This window comes from Flagellimonas marinaquae (genome assembly GCF_003992675.1).
GTDB classification, from domain to species: Bacteria; Bacteroidota; Bacteroidia; order Flavobacteriales; family Flavobacteriaceae; genus Flagellimonas; species Flagellimonas marinaquae.
Genome location: NZ_RZMZ01000007.1, coordinates 95,217 through 111,977 on the forward strand (window position 1 = coordinate 95,217; position 16,761 = coordinate 111,977).

Annotated in this window: 16 protein-coding genes; all 16 read left to right on the plus strand. The window is 44.0% G+C overall.

From position 1 onward, the window contains the following. The first annotated feature begins 85 nt into the window (after positions 1–85). The 16 genes from EO130_RS03955 to EO130_RS04030 all read left to right on the plus strand — a co-directional run bounded on the left by EO130_RS03955 (position 86) and on the right by EO130_RS04030 (position 16,759). Positions 86–1,087 carry an AAA family ATPase gene (locus EO130_RS03955; RefSeq protein ID WP_127140228.1) on the plus strand — a complete coding sequence of 334 codons (1,002 nt, stop codon included), beginning with the start codon at positions 86–88 and terminating at the stop codon, positions 1,085–1,087. A gap of 69 nt (positions 1,088–1,156) precedes the next feature. Further along, positions 1,157–2,023, plus strand: a complete 867-nt coding sequence (locus tag EO130_RS03960) for a DUF58 domain-containing protein (RefSeq protein ID WP_127140229.1) — start codon at positions 1,157–1,159, stop codon at positions 2,021–2,023. Next, positions 2,024–3,685, plus strand: a complete 1,662-nt coding sequence (locus EO130_RS03965; protein WP_127140230.1) for a BatD family protein — start codon at positions 2,024–2,026, stop codon at positions 3,683–3,685. Further along, positions 3,686–4,684, plus strand: coding sequence for a vWA domain-containing protein (locus EO130_RS03970; RefSeq protein ID WP_127140231.1), 999 nt, complete (start codon positions 3,686–3,688; stop codon positions 4,682–4,684). It abuts the gene before it with no gap. A gap of 3 nt (positions 4,685–4,687) precedes the next feature. Beyond that, positions 4,688–5,734: a VWA domain-containing protein gene (locus EO130_RS03975; protein ID WP_127140232.1), complete on the plus strand. Its 1,047-nt coding sequence runs from the start codon at positions 4,688–4,690 to the stop codon at positions 5,732–5,734. Then, the gene (locus EO130_RS03980; protein ID WP_127140233.1) at positions 5,727–6,620 is read left to right on the plus strand and encodes a tetratricopeptide repeat protein; all 894 of its coding nucleotides are present in this window, start codon (positions 5,727–5,729) and stop codon (positions 6,618–6,620) included. The genes EO130_RS03975 and EO130_RS03980 overlap by 8 nt, the downstream gene beginning before the upstream one ends. Then, positions 6,620–8,407 (plus strand): BatD family protein, encoded by a 1,788-nt coding sequence (locus EO130_RS03985; RefSeq protein ID WP_127140234.1) that lies wholly within the window; start codon positions 6,620–6,622, stop codon positions 8,405–8,407. The genes EO130_RS03980 and EO130_RS03985 overlap by 1 nt, the downstream gene beginning before the upstream one ends. Before the next feature lie 2 nt (positions 8,408–8,409). After that, the gene (locus EO130_RS03990) at positions 8,410–9,168 is read left to right on the plus strand and encodes a tetratricopeptide repeat protein (protein ID WP_164732869.1); all 759 of its coding nucleotides are present in this window, start codon (positions 8,410–8,412) and stop codon (positions 9,166–9,168) included. Positions 9,169–9,222: 54 nt separating this feature from the next. Continuing rightward, entirely contained in the window at positions 9,223–9,537 is a 315-nt protein-coding gene (locus tag EO130_RS03995) for a hypothetical protein (protein ID WP_127140236.1), read from the plus strand. Between the two features lie 83 nt (positions 9,538–9,620). Continuing rightward, positions 9,621–11,204 carry a SulP family inorganic anion transporter gene (locus EO130_RS04000; protein ID WP_127140237.1) on the plus strand — a complete coding sequence of 528 codons (1,584 nt, stop codon included), beginning with the start codon at positions 9,621–9,623 and terminating at the stop codon, positions 11,202–11,204. 9 nt (positions 11,205–11,213) lie between these two features. Next, positions 11,214–11,840 (plus strand): carbonic anhydrase family protein, encoded by a 627-nt coding sequence (locus tag EO130_RS04005; RefSeq protein WP_127140238.1) that lies wholly within the window; start codon positions 11,214–11,216, stop codon positions 11,838–11,840. Between the two features lie 237 nt (positions 11,841–12,077). Next, complete coding sequence (locus EO130_RS04010; RefSeq protein WP_127140239.1) at positions 12,078–12,770, plus strand: hypothetical protein; 693 nt, start codon at positions 12,078–12,080, stop codon at positions 12,768–12,770. After that, on the plus strand, positions 12,763–13,782 hold the full coding sequence (gene pheS / locus EO130_RS04015) for a phenylalanine--tRNA ligase subunit alpha (protein ID WP_127140240.1): 1,020 nt from the start codon (positions 12,763–12,765) through the stop codon (positions 13,780–13,782). The genes EO130_RS04010 and pheS overlap by 8 nt, the downstream gene beginning before the upstream one ends. A gap of 9 nt (positions 13,783–13,791) precedes the next feature. After that, positions 13,792–14,190: a hypothetical protein gene (locus EO130_RS04020; protein WP_127140241.1), complete on the plus strand. Its 399-nt coding sequence runs from the start codon at positions 13,792–13,794 to the stop codon at positions 14,188–14,190. A 227-nt stretch (positions 14,191–14,417) separates the two neighbouring features. Next, positions 14,418–15,620, plus strand: a complete 1,203-nt coding sequence (locus EO130_RS04025; protein WP_127140242.1) for a pyridoxal phosphate-dependent aminotransferase — start codon at positions 14,418–14,420, stop codon at positions 15,618–15,620. Then, positions 15,620–16,759 (plus strand): AEC family transporter, encoded by a 1,140-nt coding sequence (locus EO130_RS04030; RefSeq protein WP_127140243.1) that lies wholly within the window; start codon positions 15,620–15,622, stop codon positions 16,757–16,759. Before EO130_RS04025 ends, EO130_RS04030 begins: the two co-directional genes overlap by 1 nt. Positions 16,760–16,761 lie beyond the last annotated feature (2 nt).

Sequence of the window (16,761 nt, forward strand, 5' to 3'; positions counted from 1 at the left end):
ATTAACAGGTGGGTTTTAAATAAATTTTCATTTTGCACACCTTAGTAAAAACCCCGACCTTAACACCAAACAATAAAAGTATACAATGGAAGAAAACACTACTATTGATATTAGTGCTGTGAATGAGAAAATCGCCCAAGAGAGCGCTTTTATTGACCTTTTAAGGGCTGAAATGAACAAGGCCATTGTTGGGCAGAACCATATGGTGGAGCGCTTGCTAATCGGCCTTTTGGGAAAAGGACACATCTTGCTCGAAGGTGTTCCCGGACTAGCAAAAACACTGGCCATCAATACCTTGGCAAAAGCCGTAAAAGGTAGTTTCAGCCGAATTCAGTTTACGCCCGACCTTTTGCCTGCCGACGTAATCGGAACACTTATCTACAATATCAAGGAAAACGACTTTTCCATTAAAAAAGGACCCATTTTTGCCAATTTCGTGTTGGCCGATGAGATCAACAGGGCCCCTGCAAAAGTCCAGTCCGCCCTTTTGGAAGCCATGCAGGAAAAGCAGGTGACCATCGGGGATGAAACTTTTATTTTGGACAAGCCTTTTTTGGTGATGGCCACTCAAAACCCCGTGGAACAGGAAGGTACTTATCCGCTTCCCGAAGCGCAGGTAGACCGATTTATGCTGAAAACCGTAATCGACTATCCAAAACTCAACGAGGAGCAGCTCATCATTAGGCAAAACCTAAAAGGTGCCACTGAAACCGTAAACCCTGTGATTTCCCTAGAACAAATTTTGAGGGCCCAGGACACCGTTCGTGATGTGTACATGGACGAAAAAATCGAAAAATACATACTCGACCTCATCTTCGCTACCCGATATCCGGAAAAATACAACCTGGCAAGCTTAAAACCATTGATCAGTTTTGGTGCCTCTCCCAGGGGCAGTATCAATCTGGCCAATGCATCCAAATGCTATGCCTTCATCAAGCGAAGAGGCTATGTGGTACCAGAAGATGTGAGGGCCGTTGTGCACGATGTACTGCGCCATCGTATCGGAATAACCTACGAGGCCGAGGCAGAAAATATTACTTCCGAAGAAATCATCAACAAGATTGTAAACGAGGTAGAAGTGCCTTAGCGGTTCAATGTTTATCGGAATAAGTAGCAATACTTTAACCAACCCGTAAACCTATTTTTCTTGAACCTAATGGATACAAAGGAACTACTAAAAAAAGTACGCAAAATTGAAATCAAGACCCGACGTCTTTCCGACCATATTTTTGGTGGGGAATACCATTCTACGTTCAAAGGTCGGGGAATGACATTTAGCGAGGTACGTCAGTATCAATTTGGAGATGATGTTAGGAGCATCGACTGGAACGTTACGGCCCGCTACAACGAGCCTTTTGTAAAGGTTTTTGAAGAAGAGCGCGAACTCACGATGATGTTGATGGTGGATGTTAGTGGATCGGAACTTTTTGGTACGTCCAATCAGTTCAAAAAAGAAATCATTACCGAAATTTCCGCAACGCTTGCCTTTTCTGCACTGCAGAACAACGACAAAGTGGGCCTTATCCTATTTTCCGACGAGGTGGAGCTCTTTATCCCGCCCAAAAAAGGAAAAAGCCACGTACTGCGAATTATTAGGGAATTGTTGGAATTTCATCCGAAAAGCAGTGAGACCAATATTGCCGAAGCTTTAAAGTTCCTGACCAATGTGATGAAGAAAAAAGCCATTGTTTTTGTGCTTTCCGATTTTATCGCGGACGATTATGATAACACGCTGCGAATCGTGGGCAACAAACATGACGTGACCGGAATTCGGGTCTATGATGAACGGGAAGAATCCATCCCCAATTTGGGTATGGTGCAAATGCAAGATGCCGAAACAGGTGAAATACAATTGGTAAACACCCAATCCAAACAGGTGCGTTCGGCCTACGGGCAACATTACAAGGAAAAAGTGGAATACTTTATCAATTCCTTTAATAAGTCGGGAAGCGGTGTAATCAATTGTCGGGCGGACGAAAGTTATGTGAAAAAACTATTGGGGTATTTTAAACGGAGAGCATAAATGATAAAGGAAAGTTGCCATACAACAATACACTTGAACAGAGTCCAAAAACTACTGGGCATTTTGTTGTTGTTTTGCCTGCTGCCGTTGCTCGGTTTTTCCCAGAGCGAACCCAAGGTAACGGCCGAAGTGGATACCCTGGCCATCAAAATTGGGGAGCAAATTCAATATAGTATTACGGTTGAAGCCGATTCCACCGATGTGGTCTTTTTTCCAGAAGGACAAACGTTTTCGCCACTGGAAACGGTAGAAGCGATTATGGCCGATACCCTGAAGCAAGACAACAAGGTTGTCCTCCAAAAAATTTATGCCCTTACACAGTTTGATAGTGGCGCCTATACCATTCCACCGCAGCGTATCGCCATTAACGAACAACCCTTTTTTACGGATTCTTTTCAGGTGAAAGTTGCCGATGTGGCAGTGGACACGACCAAACAAAAAATGTACGACATCAAACCTTTGATGGAAGTGGAAAGGAGCAATACCGATATGTGGCTCACCCTGCTGTGGATCTTTTTGGGACTGATTGTGGCAGGAGGATTGGTGTATTGGTTCTTTTTGCGCAAAAAACCATTGACCGAAGAAGAAAAAGTCGCACTACTCCCACCTTATGACCGTGCCATTTTGGAACTCAAAAAACTGGAAAACTCCAAATATCTTATCCAAGACGAATTCAAACAATACTATTCCGAGTTAACTGATATTATGAGGTCCTATTTGGAAGAAGAAGTACATGTGACCGCCATGGAAAGCACTACTTCCGAACTGATTACCAAACTGGAACTATTACGGGATGCTGGGGAGCTAAAATTGGATGACGATACCATTTTTCAATTCCAAAAAATCTTGCAGACCGCCGACTTGGTCAAATTTGCCAAATCCAAACCGCCCTCATCCATCGCGGAGCAGGATAGGAAATTGGTGGAAGAATTTGTTACCAAGACCCACGAAGCACTCCCTGAACCCACAGAGGAAGATTTATTGCTGGACGAGGAATACTTGGAAGAACTGGCCAAGAAAAAACGGCGCAAGCGCATCTATTGGGCCGCTGCTATTTTTGCTGGAATACTCGTTTCGGGAACTGTTTTTTCCGTGGCCTATTTTGGTGCCAAACAAGTACGTGATACCGTATTTGGTTATCCGACCAAAGATTTGCTGGAGGGCGAATGGGTGTCCAGTTCGTACGGATTCCCTCCCATCGAATTGGAAACACCGGAAGTGCTCGTGCGTCAGGAACCGGATATGCCCAAAGAAACCAAGGAACTGATAAAGGAGCTCCAGGCTTTTTCTTATGGTAATTATGCGGGCATCTTTTCGGTGAGCGCCAGTTCCATCACCTTTAAGAACCAAGAAGAAGACCCCAATTTTGAAGCCGTGATAGGGGCTACTTTGACCAATTTTGAGCAACTCGGTCTAAAAAATATCATTACCAAACAGGAGGAGTTTGTAACACAATCTGGCGTAAAAGGCGTAAAAACCTATGGAACCGGCACCTTGGAAACACCCGATGGCGATTCCAAAAGGGCCAAATACAACATCTTGTCTTTTGGTGGCAAAGGTTTTATACAACAAGTGGTCATTACCTGGGAAGAGGATGATACCTATGCGGAACAGATCGTGGACCGAATTTTAACCAGTTTAGACGTAAAATTACAGGCGTAAATGTTTGAGAATATAGAATTTGCAAATCCCGAGTTTTTCTGGCTGCTTCTTTTGCTGCCATTGGCTTTGCTATGGTATTTTTTCAAACGAAAAAATGAAATGGCTTCCCTTCGGATTTCCAGTATCAAAGGATTCACGGTCAAAAGTTGGGCTTCAAAACTCAAGCCTACCTTGTTTGCCCTTCGATTGCTAGCTCTAGCTGCCATTATCACTGCCTTGGCCCGACCTCAAACGGAAGATATTTCAACCCGGACCAAAACCACGAAAGGTATCGATATTGTCATGTCCATCGACGTATCCTCCAGTATGTTGGCCCGCGATCTAAAGCCGAATCGACTATCAGCCCTTAAGGAGGTAGCTGCCAATTTTATTGAAGGACGCCCCAACGACCGTATCGGATTGGTGGCCTACGCCGCAGAAAGTTATACCAAAACCCCGATTACCAGTGACAAAGCCATTGTACTCAATGCGTTGGATGAAATCACCTATGGTGTATTGGAGGACGGTACTGCCATTGGCATGGGATTGGCCACATCGGTAAACCGCTTAAAGGAAAGCAAAGCCATCAGTAAAGTTATCATTCTTTTAACGGATGGTGTCAATAATTCTGGCTTTATTGAACCAAGAACGGCAGCCGATCTGGCCGTAGGTTTTGGAATAAAAACATACACCATTGGCTTGGGTACCAACGGGAATGCATTATCTCCCATTGCTTATAATCCTGATGGCACCTACCGATACGGAATGCGCCAAGTGGAGATCGATGAGGAACTGCTCAAGGAAATAGCGGAGGTCACCGGAGGAAAATACTTCCGTGCCACCGACAACGAATCTTTGGAAGAGATTTATGATGAAATCAACAAGTTGGAAAAAACAGAGATAGAGGAATTCAAATATTACAAATACGAGGAAAAGTTTAGGCCCCTCATTTTCTTGGCCGGAATCTTATTGTTGTTGGAATGGGTGTTGCGAAACTCCATATTTAAAAGTTTTATTTAGGAAATGATTCAGTTTGATGAAAAAATATATTTCTACCTATTGGCCATCATCCCGGTGATGGTCCTAGCGTTCTTTTTTCTTCAACTCTGGAAACGGAAAACACAAAAGAAATTTGCCGACACATCGCTCCTTAAGCGATTGGCACCCAACAAATCCAATTTCAAGTCCACCGTTAAACTAGTTTTCTTTTTGGGGGGATTGTCCTTTTTGGTCTTGGGATTGGTCAACCCTAAAATCGGTACAAAACTGGAAACAGTAAAGCGTGAAGGCGTAGACATCGTTTTCGCCATCGATGTATCCAAAAGTATGTTGGCCGAGGACATCGCTCCCAACCGTTTGGAAAAGGCAAAACGAATTGTTTCGGAAATCATCAACCAACTCGCAAGCGACCGAATAGGAATTATAGCCTACGCAGGTCAAGCATACCCTCAACTGCCCATTACTACGGATTACGGTGCCGCCAAAATGTTCCTGCAAAGCATGAACACCGATATGCTTTCCTCCCAAGGAACGGCCATCAACGCCGCCATTGATTTGGCAAGCACCTATTATGACGATTCCCAACAGACCAACCGGGTACTTTTTATTGTGTCTGATGGAGAAGACCATTCCGAAAGCTCAACCATTAATTCCGTGGAGAAGGCCCTCGATAACGGAATCCGCGTATACACCATTGGGGTAGGAAAAGCGAAAGGCGCCCCGATACCCATCAAACGCAACGGTGTTGTGGAAAGTCTAAAAAAAGACAATCAGGGCGAGGTCGTCATCACCAAACTGAATGAAGCTGTATTGACCGAAATTGCCAGTAGGGGGAACGGGGATTACATTGATGGATCTAACACCGAAAACGCAGTGGAATTTATCAAAGAGGAACTGAACAGAATGGACAGAACCGAATTTGAGGCCAAACAATTCGCAGAGTACAAGGACCAATTTCAGTGGTTCCTTGCCGCGGGCTTTTTATTGTTATTTTTGGACATTTTTGTTTTGGACAGGAAAACACAATGGTTGAAAAAACTGAATCTTTTTAATGAGCATGATGATGAATAAGATAAAGTTGATGTTTGGACTATTGCTGTGTTTTGGAACCATCCAAGCACAGGACGACATAGTAGAAAAGGCAAACAAAGAGGCTGAAAAAGCCCTGAAGGTTTCCAAAAATTTGACATATGAAGCCAATGAGCAACTTTCTTCCAACGATTTTGTGACCGCGGAGGCCGATTACAGACGAGCCATTTCCAAAAGTGACAAAAATGCCGCCGCACGATTCAATCTAGGGAATGCCTACTACAATCGGGAAAGTTTTGGCGAAGCCTTTGGCCGCTACAAGCAAGCAAGCGAGGCTGCCGAGGAAAAAGTTGATAAACACAAGGCATTTCACAACATGGGGAACGTATTCATGAAAAACAAGGAGTACGAAAAAGCCGTGGAAGCCTACAAGCAAGCCCTTCGTAGCAATCCCAACGACGACGAGACCCGATATAATCTGGCGTTGGCCAAGAAAATGTTGGAAAAACAACAGGACGAGCAAAAGAACGACCAGAACCAAGACGATCAAGATAAACAGGACCAAGAGAACGAGGACAAGGATAAAAACCAAGACCAGAACAACGAAGGGGGCGATAACGAGAAAAAGGACGAAGGGGAACAAAAAGAAGACGAAAACAAGGATAAGGGCGACCAAGGCGATAATGGAGAGGACAAGCCCGAGGAAAACCAAGAGGGCGATGGCGACAAAAAGAAGGAGCAGGAGAAGAAGCCCAACGAAGGCGATCAGCCTGACGATAAAAAACAACAACCTAGGCCCAATCAGCTTTCTGAGCAGCAAATCCAGAATTTGTTAGAAGCCATGCAGAACGAGGAGAAAAAAGTGCAGGAAAAGATGGAGGCCCGCAAGGTTCGCGGAAAAAAGGTCAAAAACGAGAAGGACTGGTAATGAAAACATTCAGGGGCAACATATGGCTTATTTTGGGAATATTGCTCCTTTCGGGGTTACACTCCCATGCCCAAGAGGAAACCGAAGGTATCGAGTTTGTCATGAACTTGAGCAAGGAAAAATTGGGACTGAATGAGCGCCTTCGAGTAGACTTTACCATGAACAAGGATGGCGACAACTTTAAACCGCCAGAATTCGAGAATTTTAGGGTGGTTATGGGACCTTCCCAATCCATTAGTTCCTCTTGGGTAAACGGAAAGCGAAGTTTTTCCAAAACCTACAGCTACATTTTGGTGCCAACGTCACGGGGAAACTTCACTATCAATCAGGCAACCATTGAAATTGATGGGCAAACCTACAAGACTACCCCACAACAGGTAGAGGTGACCGCTGCCGTGGACAAACCTAACGATCAAAAGACTGTGGACGATGTAGCGGACGAAAGCCTTCATTTGGTAGCGGAGGTTTCCAAAGGAAATCCCTACCTCAATGAAGCCGTTACCGTAGTTTATAAATTATATGTAAGTCCAAACATCAGTGTGACCAACTATCGCCCATTGGACAACCCTACCTACAACAATTTCTGGAGTCAGGATATTCCCGTAACCAAACATACGGCCCAGAATGGAACCTTTGAAGGCAAACCCTATCGGTATGTGGTACTCAAACGTGTGGTGCTTTACCCGCAAAAAGCAGGGAAACTGGACATTGAACCCCTTTCCTTGGAGATATTTGTGGACGTCCCCACCAACCGAAGGGACTTCTTTGGCGGCCGAATCTATACCTCTACCAGTAAAACCGTTTCTGCCGGTAGGCGCACCATCAACGTAAAACCGCTTCCCGAAGCTGGGAAGCCCGAAAACTTTAGCGGTGCCGTTGGTGATTTTGATTTTTCCGTGACTACTAGTAAAACGCAATTGAACGCCTCAGAGTCACTCCAGGCCATCGTCGAAGTGTCAGGAAAAGGTAACCTAAAACTGTTCCAGCTTCCAGAACCTGAACTTCCCAGTTCTTTGGAAGTATACGATCCCGAGTATGATGAGGATATCCGCACTTATAGCAGTGGAATGGAGGGAAAAGTTTCCAACAACTACACTATTGTACCGTCATTTAGGGGAAAGTATCCCATTCCGAGCATCTCTTTCAGTTATTTTAACCCAGAAACAGGCAGTTACAGAACTATCGATTCCGAAGAAATCAATATTGAAGTCATTGAAGGACCATCAAGCGGAAGCGCCACTACAACCAATCCAGCAGCCAATAAGCAATTGGTAGTGCCTACAGGAGAGCAGTTTCATTTTATCCACCTCGACCCCAACTTGGCTCCTATAGAAGTGAACCGATTTTTTGGATCAAGACTGTTCTTTTTGCTGCTACTAGCTCCATTACTGTTGATTCCCATCGCCATATTTGCCTTCAAAAAGAGAGAGGCCATTGCTAGTGATGTGGTGGGTAACAAAATAAAGAAAGCCAATAGGCTGGCCAGAAAATACCTGTCCACGGCCAAGAAAGAGCTAGGCAACAAAGAAGCCTTCTATGTGGCGCTAGAAAAGGGACTTCACAACTATTTGAAGGCTAAATTGCACATCGAAACATCGGAATTCAGCAAGGACAAAATAACAGGAATCCTTTCAGAGAAAAAGGTTGAAAAAACCGATATTGACGGATTTATAGGATTGCTCACCAGTTGTGAAATGGCACGCTACAGTCCATTTTCCAACGTGCAAATGCAGCAAGACTACGAAAAAGCAAGTGAGGTAATCTCTAATTTGGACAAACAGTTATGAGCATGAAAAAGATAATCTTTTTACTTTGCCTCCTCTCCCTAAATTTTGGGTTTGCCCAAAACGAGAAGCTATTTAATGACGCAACCGAGTTTTATAATAATGGGGAGTACTCCAAAGCCATAGATAATTACAAGCAAATCTTGGATAATGGGGAGCATTCATCCTCTTTATACTTTAATCTGGGCAATAGCTATTACAAATTAAACGCCATAGGCCCGAGCATATATTACTATGAAAAAGCACTTTTGCTTTCCCCGAACAACGAAGAGATAAAAAACAACCTTCGTTTTGCTCAAAATATGCGTTTGGACGCCATTGAAGAAGTGCCAAAAACGGAGATTTCCAAACTGTACACTTCCCTAACGGGAATGTTTACATTTGATCAATGGGCCTATTTGGCCGTGGGACTGGTGTTCTTGTTTGTGCTGGCCTATATGGCCTATTACTTTCTTGGTACGGCCAATCAAAAAAGAGCGGCATTTATTTCGGGCATCTTTTCTTTGATATTGGGAGTGCTCAGTGTATTGATGGCCTATCTCAACTTTCAATCCTTTAAAAACAACGACCCTGCCATTGTCTTCAGCAAGGAAGTAAACGTAAACGCGGAACCTAATAGCAACAGTTCTCCCGTTTTTACCCTTCACGAAGGAACCAAGGTTAATGTGCTGGAAGAACTAGACAATTGGAAGAGGATACGGATAGCCGACGGACAAACCGGTTGGCTAGAGGCCGAGAATATCAGGAAAATCAAGGACTTTTAGGCCAAAACACCCCTGCCTTGCTTAATATTCCGTATTTTTAGCAAAAATTCGGTTGTGCTAAAAACCATAGTCCATTCTATCATTTCCTTGCTGTTGATATCGGCTTTAACGGTATCACCGCTTATTCCCTTTTTGGACAAAGAACTGGGTAAAACCATGGTCATAAGTGCCGCAGAGGAGGAAAACAATGGCAATAATGGTGAGACGAACAAGAAGTTTGACGAAATCGATGCGTACATCAAATATTATCTGGAAATAGCGAACAACCCTATTTTCCAGCAACAGAATGCCGATGGTTCGGGTTATCTCTTCCCTATTTCTGACCATACGGTAGAAATATTGGACCCCCCTCCTAGAAAATTGACCTAATTCTTCGTATTTTTTTTTTCAATTTTTTAAACATCTTCTATCCATAACCTAACCAGTATAGAAGAACAAACGCACATCAAAACATGTTCAAGCATTTAAAAAATGACTTACCTGCGAGTATCGTAGTCTTTTTCGTAGCACTACCCTTGTGTTTGGGTATTGCCCTCGCGAGTGGGGCCCCACTGTTTTCCGGACTTATTGCGGGTATTATCGGGGGAATTGTCGTGGGGGCGCTCAGTGGCTCACACATAGGAGTCAGTGGTCCGGCCGCAGGGCTGGCTGCCATAGTATTGACCGCTATTGGCACCCTAGGAGGCTATCAAAACTTTTTGGTCGCCGTAGTCTTAGGGGGAATTATCCAGTTGATATTTGGCTTTCTAAAGGCTGGGGTGATTGCCTATTATTTCCCTTCATCCGTAATCAAGGGAATGTTGACCGGAATTGGTATCATCATCATTCTGAAACAAATACCTCACTTTTTTGGGTACGATGCAGATCCCGAAGGAGATTGGGCCTTTTTTCAAGTGGATGGTGAAAACACCTTTAGCGAAATCATCAACAGCATCAACTACATTAGTCCCGGTGCAACCCTGATTGCCGCTATTGGTTTGGCCATTTTGATTCTGTGGAGTGAAGTATTGACCAAAAAATCGAAAATCTTTGAGTTGATACAAGGCCCTTTGGTGGCCGTGGTCATCGGCATCATCTACTTTAGCGTTACGCAGGGAGATGCCACTTGGGGAATTTCTGCGGAGCATCTCGTTACGGTCCCCGTTCCTGATAGCTTTCAATCCTTTCTTGGTTTTTTCAGTTTCCCCAACTTCTCCGTCATTGGCAACACAGAGGTTTGGGTAACGGCCTTTACCATTGCCTTGGTAGCCAGTTTGGAAACGCTACTTTGTGTAGAGGCAACCGATAAACTTGATCCTGAAAAACGGACCACCCCTACTAATCGGGAGCTGATTGCACAGGGTATCGGTAACACCATTGCTGGTTTGATTGGGGGTCTTCCAATAACCCAGGTTATTGTGAGGAGTTCGGCCAATATTCAATCTGGTGGTAAAACCAAATTATCAGCCATTATTCATGGCTTCTTCCTCTTGGGTTCGGTTATTTTGATTCCGACACTGCTCAATATGATTCCGCTTTCCGTATTGGCTGCCATTTTATTTGTGGTAGGCTACAAACTTGCCAAACCAAGTCTATTTAAAACAATGTACCAGGCCGGCTGGAAACAGTTTGTCCCCTTTGTGGTGACCGTGGTGGGGATTGTTTTTACCGACCTTTTGGTAGGAATAAGTTTAGGTCTTGGTGTTGGGATTGTAGTGGTTTTGATCAAAAGTTACCAAAACTCCCACTTTTTGCACATTGAGGAAAGTGATGGCGGCAGACATCAAATAAAAATGACCCTTGCCGAAGAGGTCACCTTTTTCAACAAGGGAGCCATTTTGAAAGAATTGGACAGCATTGCCGAAAATACCTATCTCACCTTGGATGTGAGAAAAACACGGTATCTGGATAATGACATCGTAGAGATTCTGGAGGATTTTTCGAGCAAGGCCAAGAACAGAAACATCGACATCAAAATTATTTCCGAAAAAGGAGAGGTTGAAAATCCTGATAGTTATATCGAATTTTTTAATCTAAGACCCAAAAAAACAGCATAACCTAAACATATGAAGGCACATACCAAAGAAACGCAATCCACTATGACTCCCGCAAAGGCAATCCAGTTTTTAAAGGAGGGGAACCAGCGTTTTCAACAAAATTTAAAAGCACATCGCAATCTGCTGGAGCAAGTTAACGATACCAAGGATGGTCAATTTCCATTTGCGACCATTCTTAGTTGTATCGATTCCAGGGTTTCCGCAGAGCTGGTTTTTGATCAAGGTCTGGGGGATATCTTTAGCATACGGATTGCAGGAAACTTTATCAACCAAGATATTCTGGGCAGTATGGAGTTTGCCTGCAAACTTGCCGGCACCAAGGCAATTGTGGTACTGGGACACACCAGTTGCGGTGCCGTAAAAGGTGCCTGCGACCATGCACGCCTCGGTAATTTAACCAGTTTGATCAATAAGATTGAACCCGCAGTGTACGCCGTCAAGGAACCTAAGGACGAATCCTTGCGGAACTCCCAGAATTTGGAATTTGTGGATGCCGTGTCCGTAAAAAATGTTGAAATGGCATTGGAAAACATTAGAAACCAAAGTGTTATCCTAAAAGAAATGGAGGAAGATGGCGATATTGCCATTGTAGGCGCCATGTACGATATTTCGGATGGTAGCGTCACATTCTTATAATTCCTAGCAACAATTCTTAAAAGAAAAGAGGCTGCCTAAAAAGCAGTTTACCTGTCTGTTCGAGCGCAGTCGAGAACTTAAGACAGATTGATAGTCAATGGGTTTCGACTACGCTCAACCTGACAAAGTTCAAATATTATTGTTTTTTAGACAGCCCCTTTTTTATTTAAATTCAGCCTGAGAGGAGTTGGTATGTCCTTGGCAATATGTATTTTGGCCAAAACCCAAAACTTTGGTATGCCCAGCATGAAATTCCCAAACGATTCTGGACCCATCTATTTGGAAACTGCTCAAGGTACGTTTCCTGTGGAGCCATTCAATACTTTCAGTAACCTTATTTTTTTGATATTGATTGTCTACTGGGGTAGCCGGGTATATCGTGATCCTGGAAAGCATCGCTTCTTGGCTTGGGTACTTCCCGTTATCGGAATTAGCTATATAGGGGGCACCGTCTATCACGCTACCCGTAGCCACGAATTTTGGCTTCGGTTGGATTGGATGCCGATTATGCTGCTCTGCGCTTCCTTGGTCATCTATTTTATTTTTAAACTGGTGCATTCATGGTGGCGGCGCTTGATATTTGTGGTGGTTTTGCTTGGCACCTCATTTGTGCTTCGGATTCTTCCCATACCCACAGGGTGGCGAATCTCCTTGGGCTATGTGATTACCGCTGCTACGATTCTTATTCCCATTGGATGGTATCTAGCAAAAACCAATGGCAAGCATATCGGTTTGGTGTTCATGGCTTTCCTCATTTTTGGTGTTGCCCTTTTCTTTAGAAGCATCGATCTCCATCAAACATTATTTCCCATGGGCACGCATTGGCTCTGGCATTTGTTGGGTGGAATTGCAGTACATTTTCTAATTGCCTATATATTCAAGGACAATTTGCTAAATTTGTCCGCCAATAGCGCAAGCCATCATGATTGATACCATTAAGGAACATATCGCCGAAGTTGAAAAGTTCACTTCCAACTCCATTGACGAAATCGAAGCCTTCCGAATCAAGTATTTGGGTAAAAAAGGACTTCTGAACAGTTTTTTCGCTGAATTCAAGAATGTGCCCAACGAGCAGAAAAAGGAGTTTGGCATGGTTGTCAATCAATTAAAAACTGTTGCTGCAGAAAAGGTCAATGCCTTGAAGGATACCCTGGAAAACCAAACAGAGGCCAGTGGAAAATATGGCGACCTCACACGTCCTGGGGAGCCTGTTGAGATTGGTGCGCGTCACCCAATTTCAATAGTCAAAAACCAAATCATCGATATCTTCTCCCGTATCGGATTCAATGTGTCCGAAGGCCCTGAAATAGAGGACGACTGGCACAATTTTACCGCGCTCAACCTTCCAGAATATCATCCGGCAAGAGATATGCAGGATACCTTTTTCATACAAACGGATCCAGATATTTTGTTGCGCACCCATACCTCATCAGTCCAGGTGAGGTACATGGAAGCCAATAAACCGCCCATTAGGACCATTTCTCCTGGTAGAGTATACCGAAACGAGGCCATCTCAGCGCGATCGCATTGCTTTTTTCATCAGGTGGAAGGGTTGTATGTGGACAAAAACGTATCCTTTGCCGATTTAAAGCAGACCCTGCAATACTTCACTTCCGAAATGTTTGGAAAGTCAAAAATACGACTGCGTCCTTCCTATTTCCCGTTTACCGAACCCAGCGCCGAAGTGGACGTATACTGGGGATTGGAGACCGAGACGGATTACCGGATGACCAAAGGTACCGGATGGCTGGAAATCATGGGCTGTGGTATGGTAGACCCCAATGTCCTGAAGAATTGTGGCATAGACCCCGAAGTATATTCCGGATTTGCCTTTGGGATGGGAATAGATCGTATAGCACTGCTGCTCCATCAAATTTCCGATATCCGTTTGCTCAGCGAAAATGACGTGCGCTTTTTGGAACAGTTCAAAAGTGCCCTATAGCCGCATTTTATGAAAAAGGATATTGAAATTCCCGTAGCCAAGGATGTACACGTTGCAGTAATCCGTGAGTGGAACGAAGAATTTTTGTCCAAAGACTGGAATGCCTACCTCATCAATAACCGTTCGGATACCATTGAGATGGCCATTGTGGTTTCGAAGGGGTTTGACGGAGACAAAAAAACATCCACCATGCGCCATGGCATAGGCGTTTTGGGGCCGAAATCCTTCAAAAAAATAGAACTCTTGCAAGAAGAAGTATTGGCACTCAACAACGAATTCTTTGTGACCTTTTTTGCCGAAAACAAGCTGTTTGAAAAACGATGCCTGTTTCCAAAGCACTCCATCAATGAAGGCCACCTCAGAACCATCCCCATTATAGAAAAGGAAGGAATTCTTTCAGAGGGTTGATGCCTTTCAAACGTAAATAGTCTATTCAAGTGATTACGTAGAGCCCTTTCTCGGGGAAGGAATATCTTCAAAAAAGCCCCTTCTACAGGAATTTGCACTATCATTTTTTCAAATAAACCGTCCATATTTTAACAGATTCTTCATTAACAGGCTGATTTTTATATAATTATCGTTGTGTTTAGGAAAATGATCGCGTATTTTTAAGTTCTTCTAAAAACTAAAAACCAATGGGAACTACATCAACCAACATCAACAGACGCGATTGGATCAGAAAAAGCATGCTCACTGCCGGTGGCGCCATGGCCTTACCATATATAGGACTAGCCGAAACACCGAAAGCTCCTTTGACCTTGGATGCCAAGGGAAATGCTATTTACAGTCCCTTCTTTAAGGAATATTTGCCAAAGCCCGACGCTATGCTGCCCGAGTTGGCCGCAAGATTAAATGCCAACGAAAATCCCTATGGCCCATCTCCAATGGCCTTGGAAGCCTTTAAAAATTCAGCATCTGGCGGAAACAGGTATGCATGGAGAGAACTGTTTCAGCTCGTGGACAAAATCGCCGATTTTGAAGGCGTGGAAAGCAAAAATATTATGATGGGCCCCGGCTCTTCCGATCTATTGGAAAAAACGGCCATGGTCCTTTTCATGAACGGAGGCAATGTCGTTTCTGCAGACCCTGCCTATATGTCGCTCATACGGGTTGCCGAATCGGTTGGCGCAAACTGGAAACCAGTACCATTAAAAGATGATTGGTCGCACGACCTCAAAGCTATGGAAGAGGCCATAGATGATGATACCAAACTGGTCTACATCTGTAACCCCAACAATCCAACGGGTTCTATGACTGACCATCAGGAATTAGTGGATTTTTGTTCCAGAGTATCCGAAAAAGTTCCCGTTTTTATAGATGAAGCCTATCTATGGTTTTTAGAGGATGGTGCCAAAAAAAGTATGGTTTCCTTGGTAAATGAGGGCAAAAACGTCATCATCGCCCGTACGTTCTCCAAAATTCACGGCATGGCCGGTCTACGTGTCGGATATATTGTTACGTTGGAAGAAACCTTAGGGAAACTACAAAATATTACCAGGGGAGGTATGGGTATTACCTTGCCATCTGTATATGCGGCCATGGCGGCCATGGATGATGCCGCCTTTCTTGAGAAATCACGAAAGCTAAATGCGGAATGCAGGGAATATGTATATCAAAGTCTGGATAAACTGGGGATTACATCCTATGTTCCCTCATCCACAAGTTTTATCATTTTTCCAATTGAAATGGAGGGCAATGCATTTTTGGAACAAATGACCGAGTTAAAGGTCGGCGTTCGTGCATTCGAATTTATGGATCAAAACTGGTGTCGTGTGAGTATGGGAACCATGGACGAGATGAAAACCTTTACCGCCGCACTCCATAAAGTGTTGGCATAGTGGACGTAGGTATACAAAAAACCATCGTTTTCCTGTTCTTCATCTTCATTGGGATTGTACTTAAGGTAAAGTTCAAGTCCAAAGAAGAAATTACGGGCATAAAAAAAATCATACTGAACCTAGCCCTGCCCGCAACCATATTCATTGCGTTGTTGGGGGTCAAGGTGGAGTTGCATCTATTATTATTGCCCTTGTTGGCTCTTGGGCTCAACCTGATTCTATTCTTTGTTATGCCCCTCATTCTGCCCCTTATGGGCATCGGAAAAGGGACATCGGAGTATAGAACAGCAAGATTGTTGGTGCCTTCACTTGCTCCAGGATTGTCTTCTTTTCCTTTTATTTTGGAGTTCTTGGGGGATGCATACTTGGCCAAAGCAGCTATGTCCGACCTTGGCAACAAAATTTTTGTCCTCTTCTTTTTGTATTTGGTGGCCATGAACTGGCACTACAGCCTTCAATCCCACGAGAAAAAAAGCGGTGTAACCAAGCTAAAGCCGTTGATCAAGGCCATGGTTTCCGAACCAGTAAACGTTTTTATTGGAGCGGCCTTGATTTTATTGGCATTTGGGGTGAGCATGAACTCCCTACCGTTCTTTTTGAGCGAGACCTTGGAAAAGTTGAGCTTGATTATGACTCCGCTTGTGCTCCTCTTTATTGGACTTGCGGTAAAAATTAAAAGGAAGCAGTTTGTTCAGATTTTTTCGCTCCTGTGCACCCGAGCGGGTTTGGTCCTGCTCATATCTGGAACCTTTGTTACTGTTGCCGGCATCGAAGCTTCCAAAGAAATCCTGCTGACGATGGCATTTGGGTTAAGCGCCTGTAGTTTTTGGCCCTATGCCCACATAGCGGCCGTGGACAGTTTGGAAATGGACCAAAAGTCCCCTAAAAGAACGTTCAACAATGATTTTGGTGTTGCTATACTGGCGCTATCATTCCCACTATCCACCATGTTGATCTTGGCTACTTTGAACAGCGGTACTTTATTTGCAAACCCATTGATGATTTTTGTGGTCGCAGGCACCTTGCTAGCAGTTGGATTTTCTATTCCTTGGTTAAGCGGTATTCATAAAAAAAAATGGTCAGGGCAAAAGCTCATGGATGGTGAAATGCATGCTGCCACGGCGGAAAAAGCAGCTTAAAT

What these genes read in the sequence shown, in the direction of transcription:
- EO130_RS03955 (WP_127140228.1), top strand. Translation starts at nt 86, where the DNA reads ATGGAAGAAAACACTACTATTGATATTAGTGCTGTGAATGAGAAAATC.
- EO130_RS03960 (WP_127140229.1), top strand. Translation starts at nt 1,157, where the DNA reads ATGGATACAAAGGAACTACTAAAAAAAGTACGCAAAATTGAAATCAAG.
- EO130_RS03965 (WP_127140230.1), top strand. Translation starts at nt 2,024, where the DNA reads ATGATAAAGGAAAGTTGCCATACAACAATACACTTGAACAGAGTCCAA.
- EO130_RS03970 (WP_127140231.1), top strand. Translation starts at nt 3,686, where the DNA reads ATGTTTGAGAATATAGAATTTGCAAATCCCGAGTTTTTCTGGCTGCTT.
- EO130_RS03975 (WP_127140232.1), top strand. Translation starts at nt 4,688, where the DNA reads ATGATTCAGTTTGATGAAAAAATATATTTCTACCTATTGGCCATCATC.
- EO130_RS03980 (WP_127140233.1), top strand. Translation starts at nt 5,727, where the DNA reads ATGAATAAGATAAAGTTGATGTTTGGACTATTGCTGTGTTTTGGAACC.
- EO130_RS03985 (WP_127140234.1), top strand. Translation starts at nt 6,620, where the DNA reads ATGAAAACATTCAGGGGCAACATATGGCTTATTTTGGGAATATTGCTC.
- EO130_RS03990 (WP_164732869.1), top strand. Translation starts at nt 8,410, where the DNA reads ATGAAAAAGATAATCTTTTTACTTTGCCTCCTCTCCCTAAATTTTGGG.
- EO130_RS04000 (WP_127140237.1), top strand. Translation starts at nt 9,621, where the DNA reads ATGTTCAAGCATTTAAAAAATGACTTACCTGCGAGTATCGTAGTCTTT.
- EO130_RS04005 (WP_127140238.1), top strand. Translation starts at nt 11,214, where the DNA reads ATGAAGGCACATACCAAAGAAACGCAATCCACTATGACTCCCGCAAAG.
- EO130_RS04010 (WP_127140239.1), top strand. Translation starts at nt 12,078, where the DNA reads ATGCCCAGCATGAAATTCCCAAACGATTCTGGACCCATCTATTTGGAA.
- pheS (WP_127140240.1), top strand. Translation starts at nt 12,763, where the DNA reads ATGATTGATACCATTAAGGAACATATCGCCGAAGTTGAAAAGTTCACT.
- EO130_RS04020 (WP_127140241.1), top strand. Translation starts at nt 13,792, where the DNA reads ATGAAAAAGGATATTGAAATTCCCGTAGCCAAGGATGTACACGTTGCA.
- EO130_RS04025 (WP_127140242.1), top strand. Translation starts at nt 14,418, where the DNA reads ATGGGAACTACATCAACCAACATCAACAGACGCGATTGGATCAGAAAA.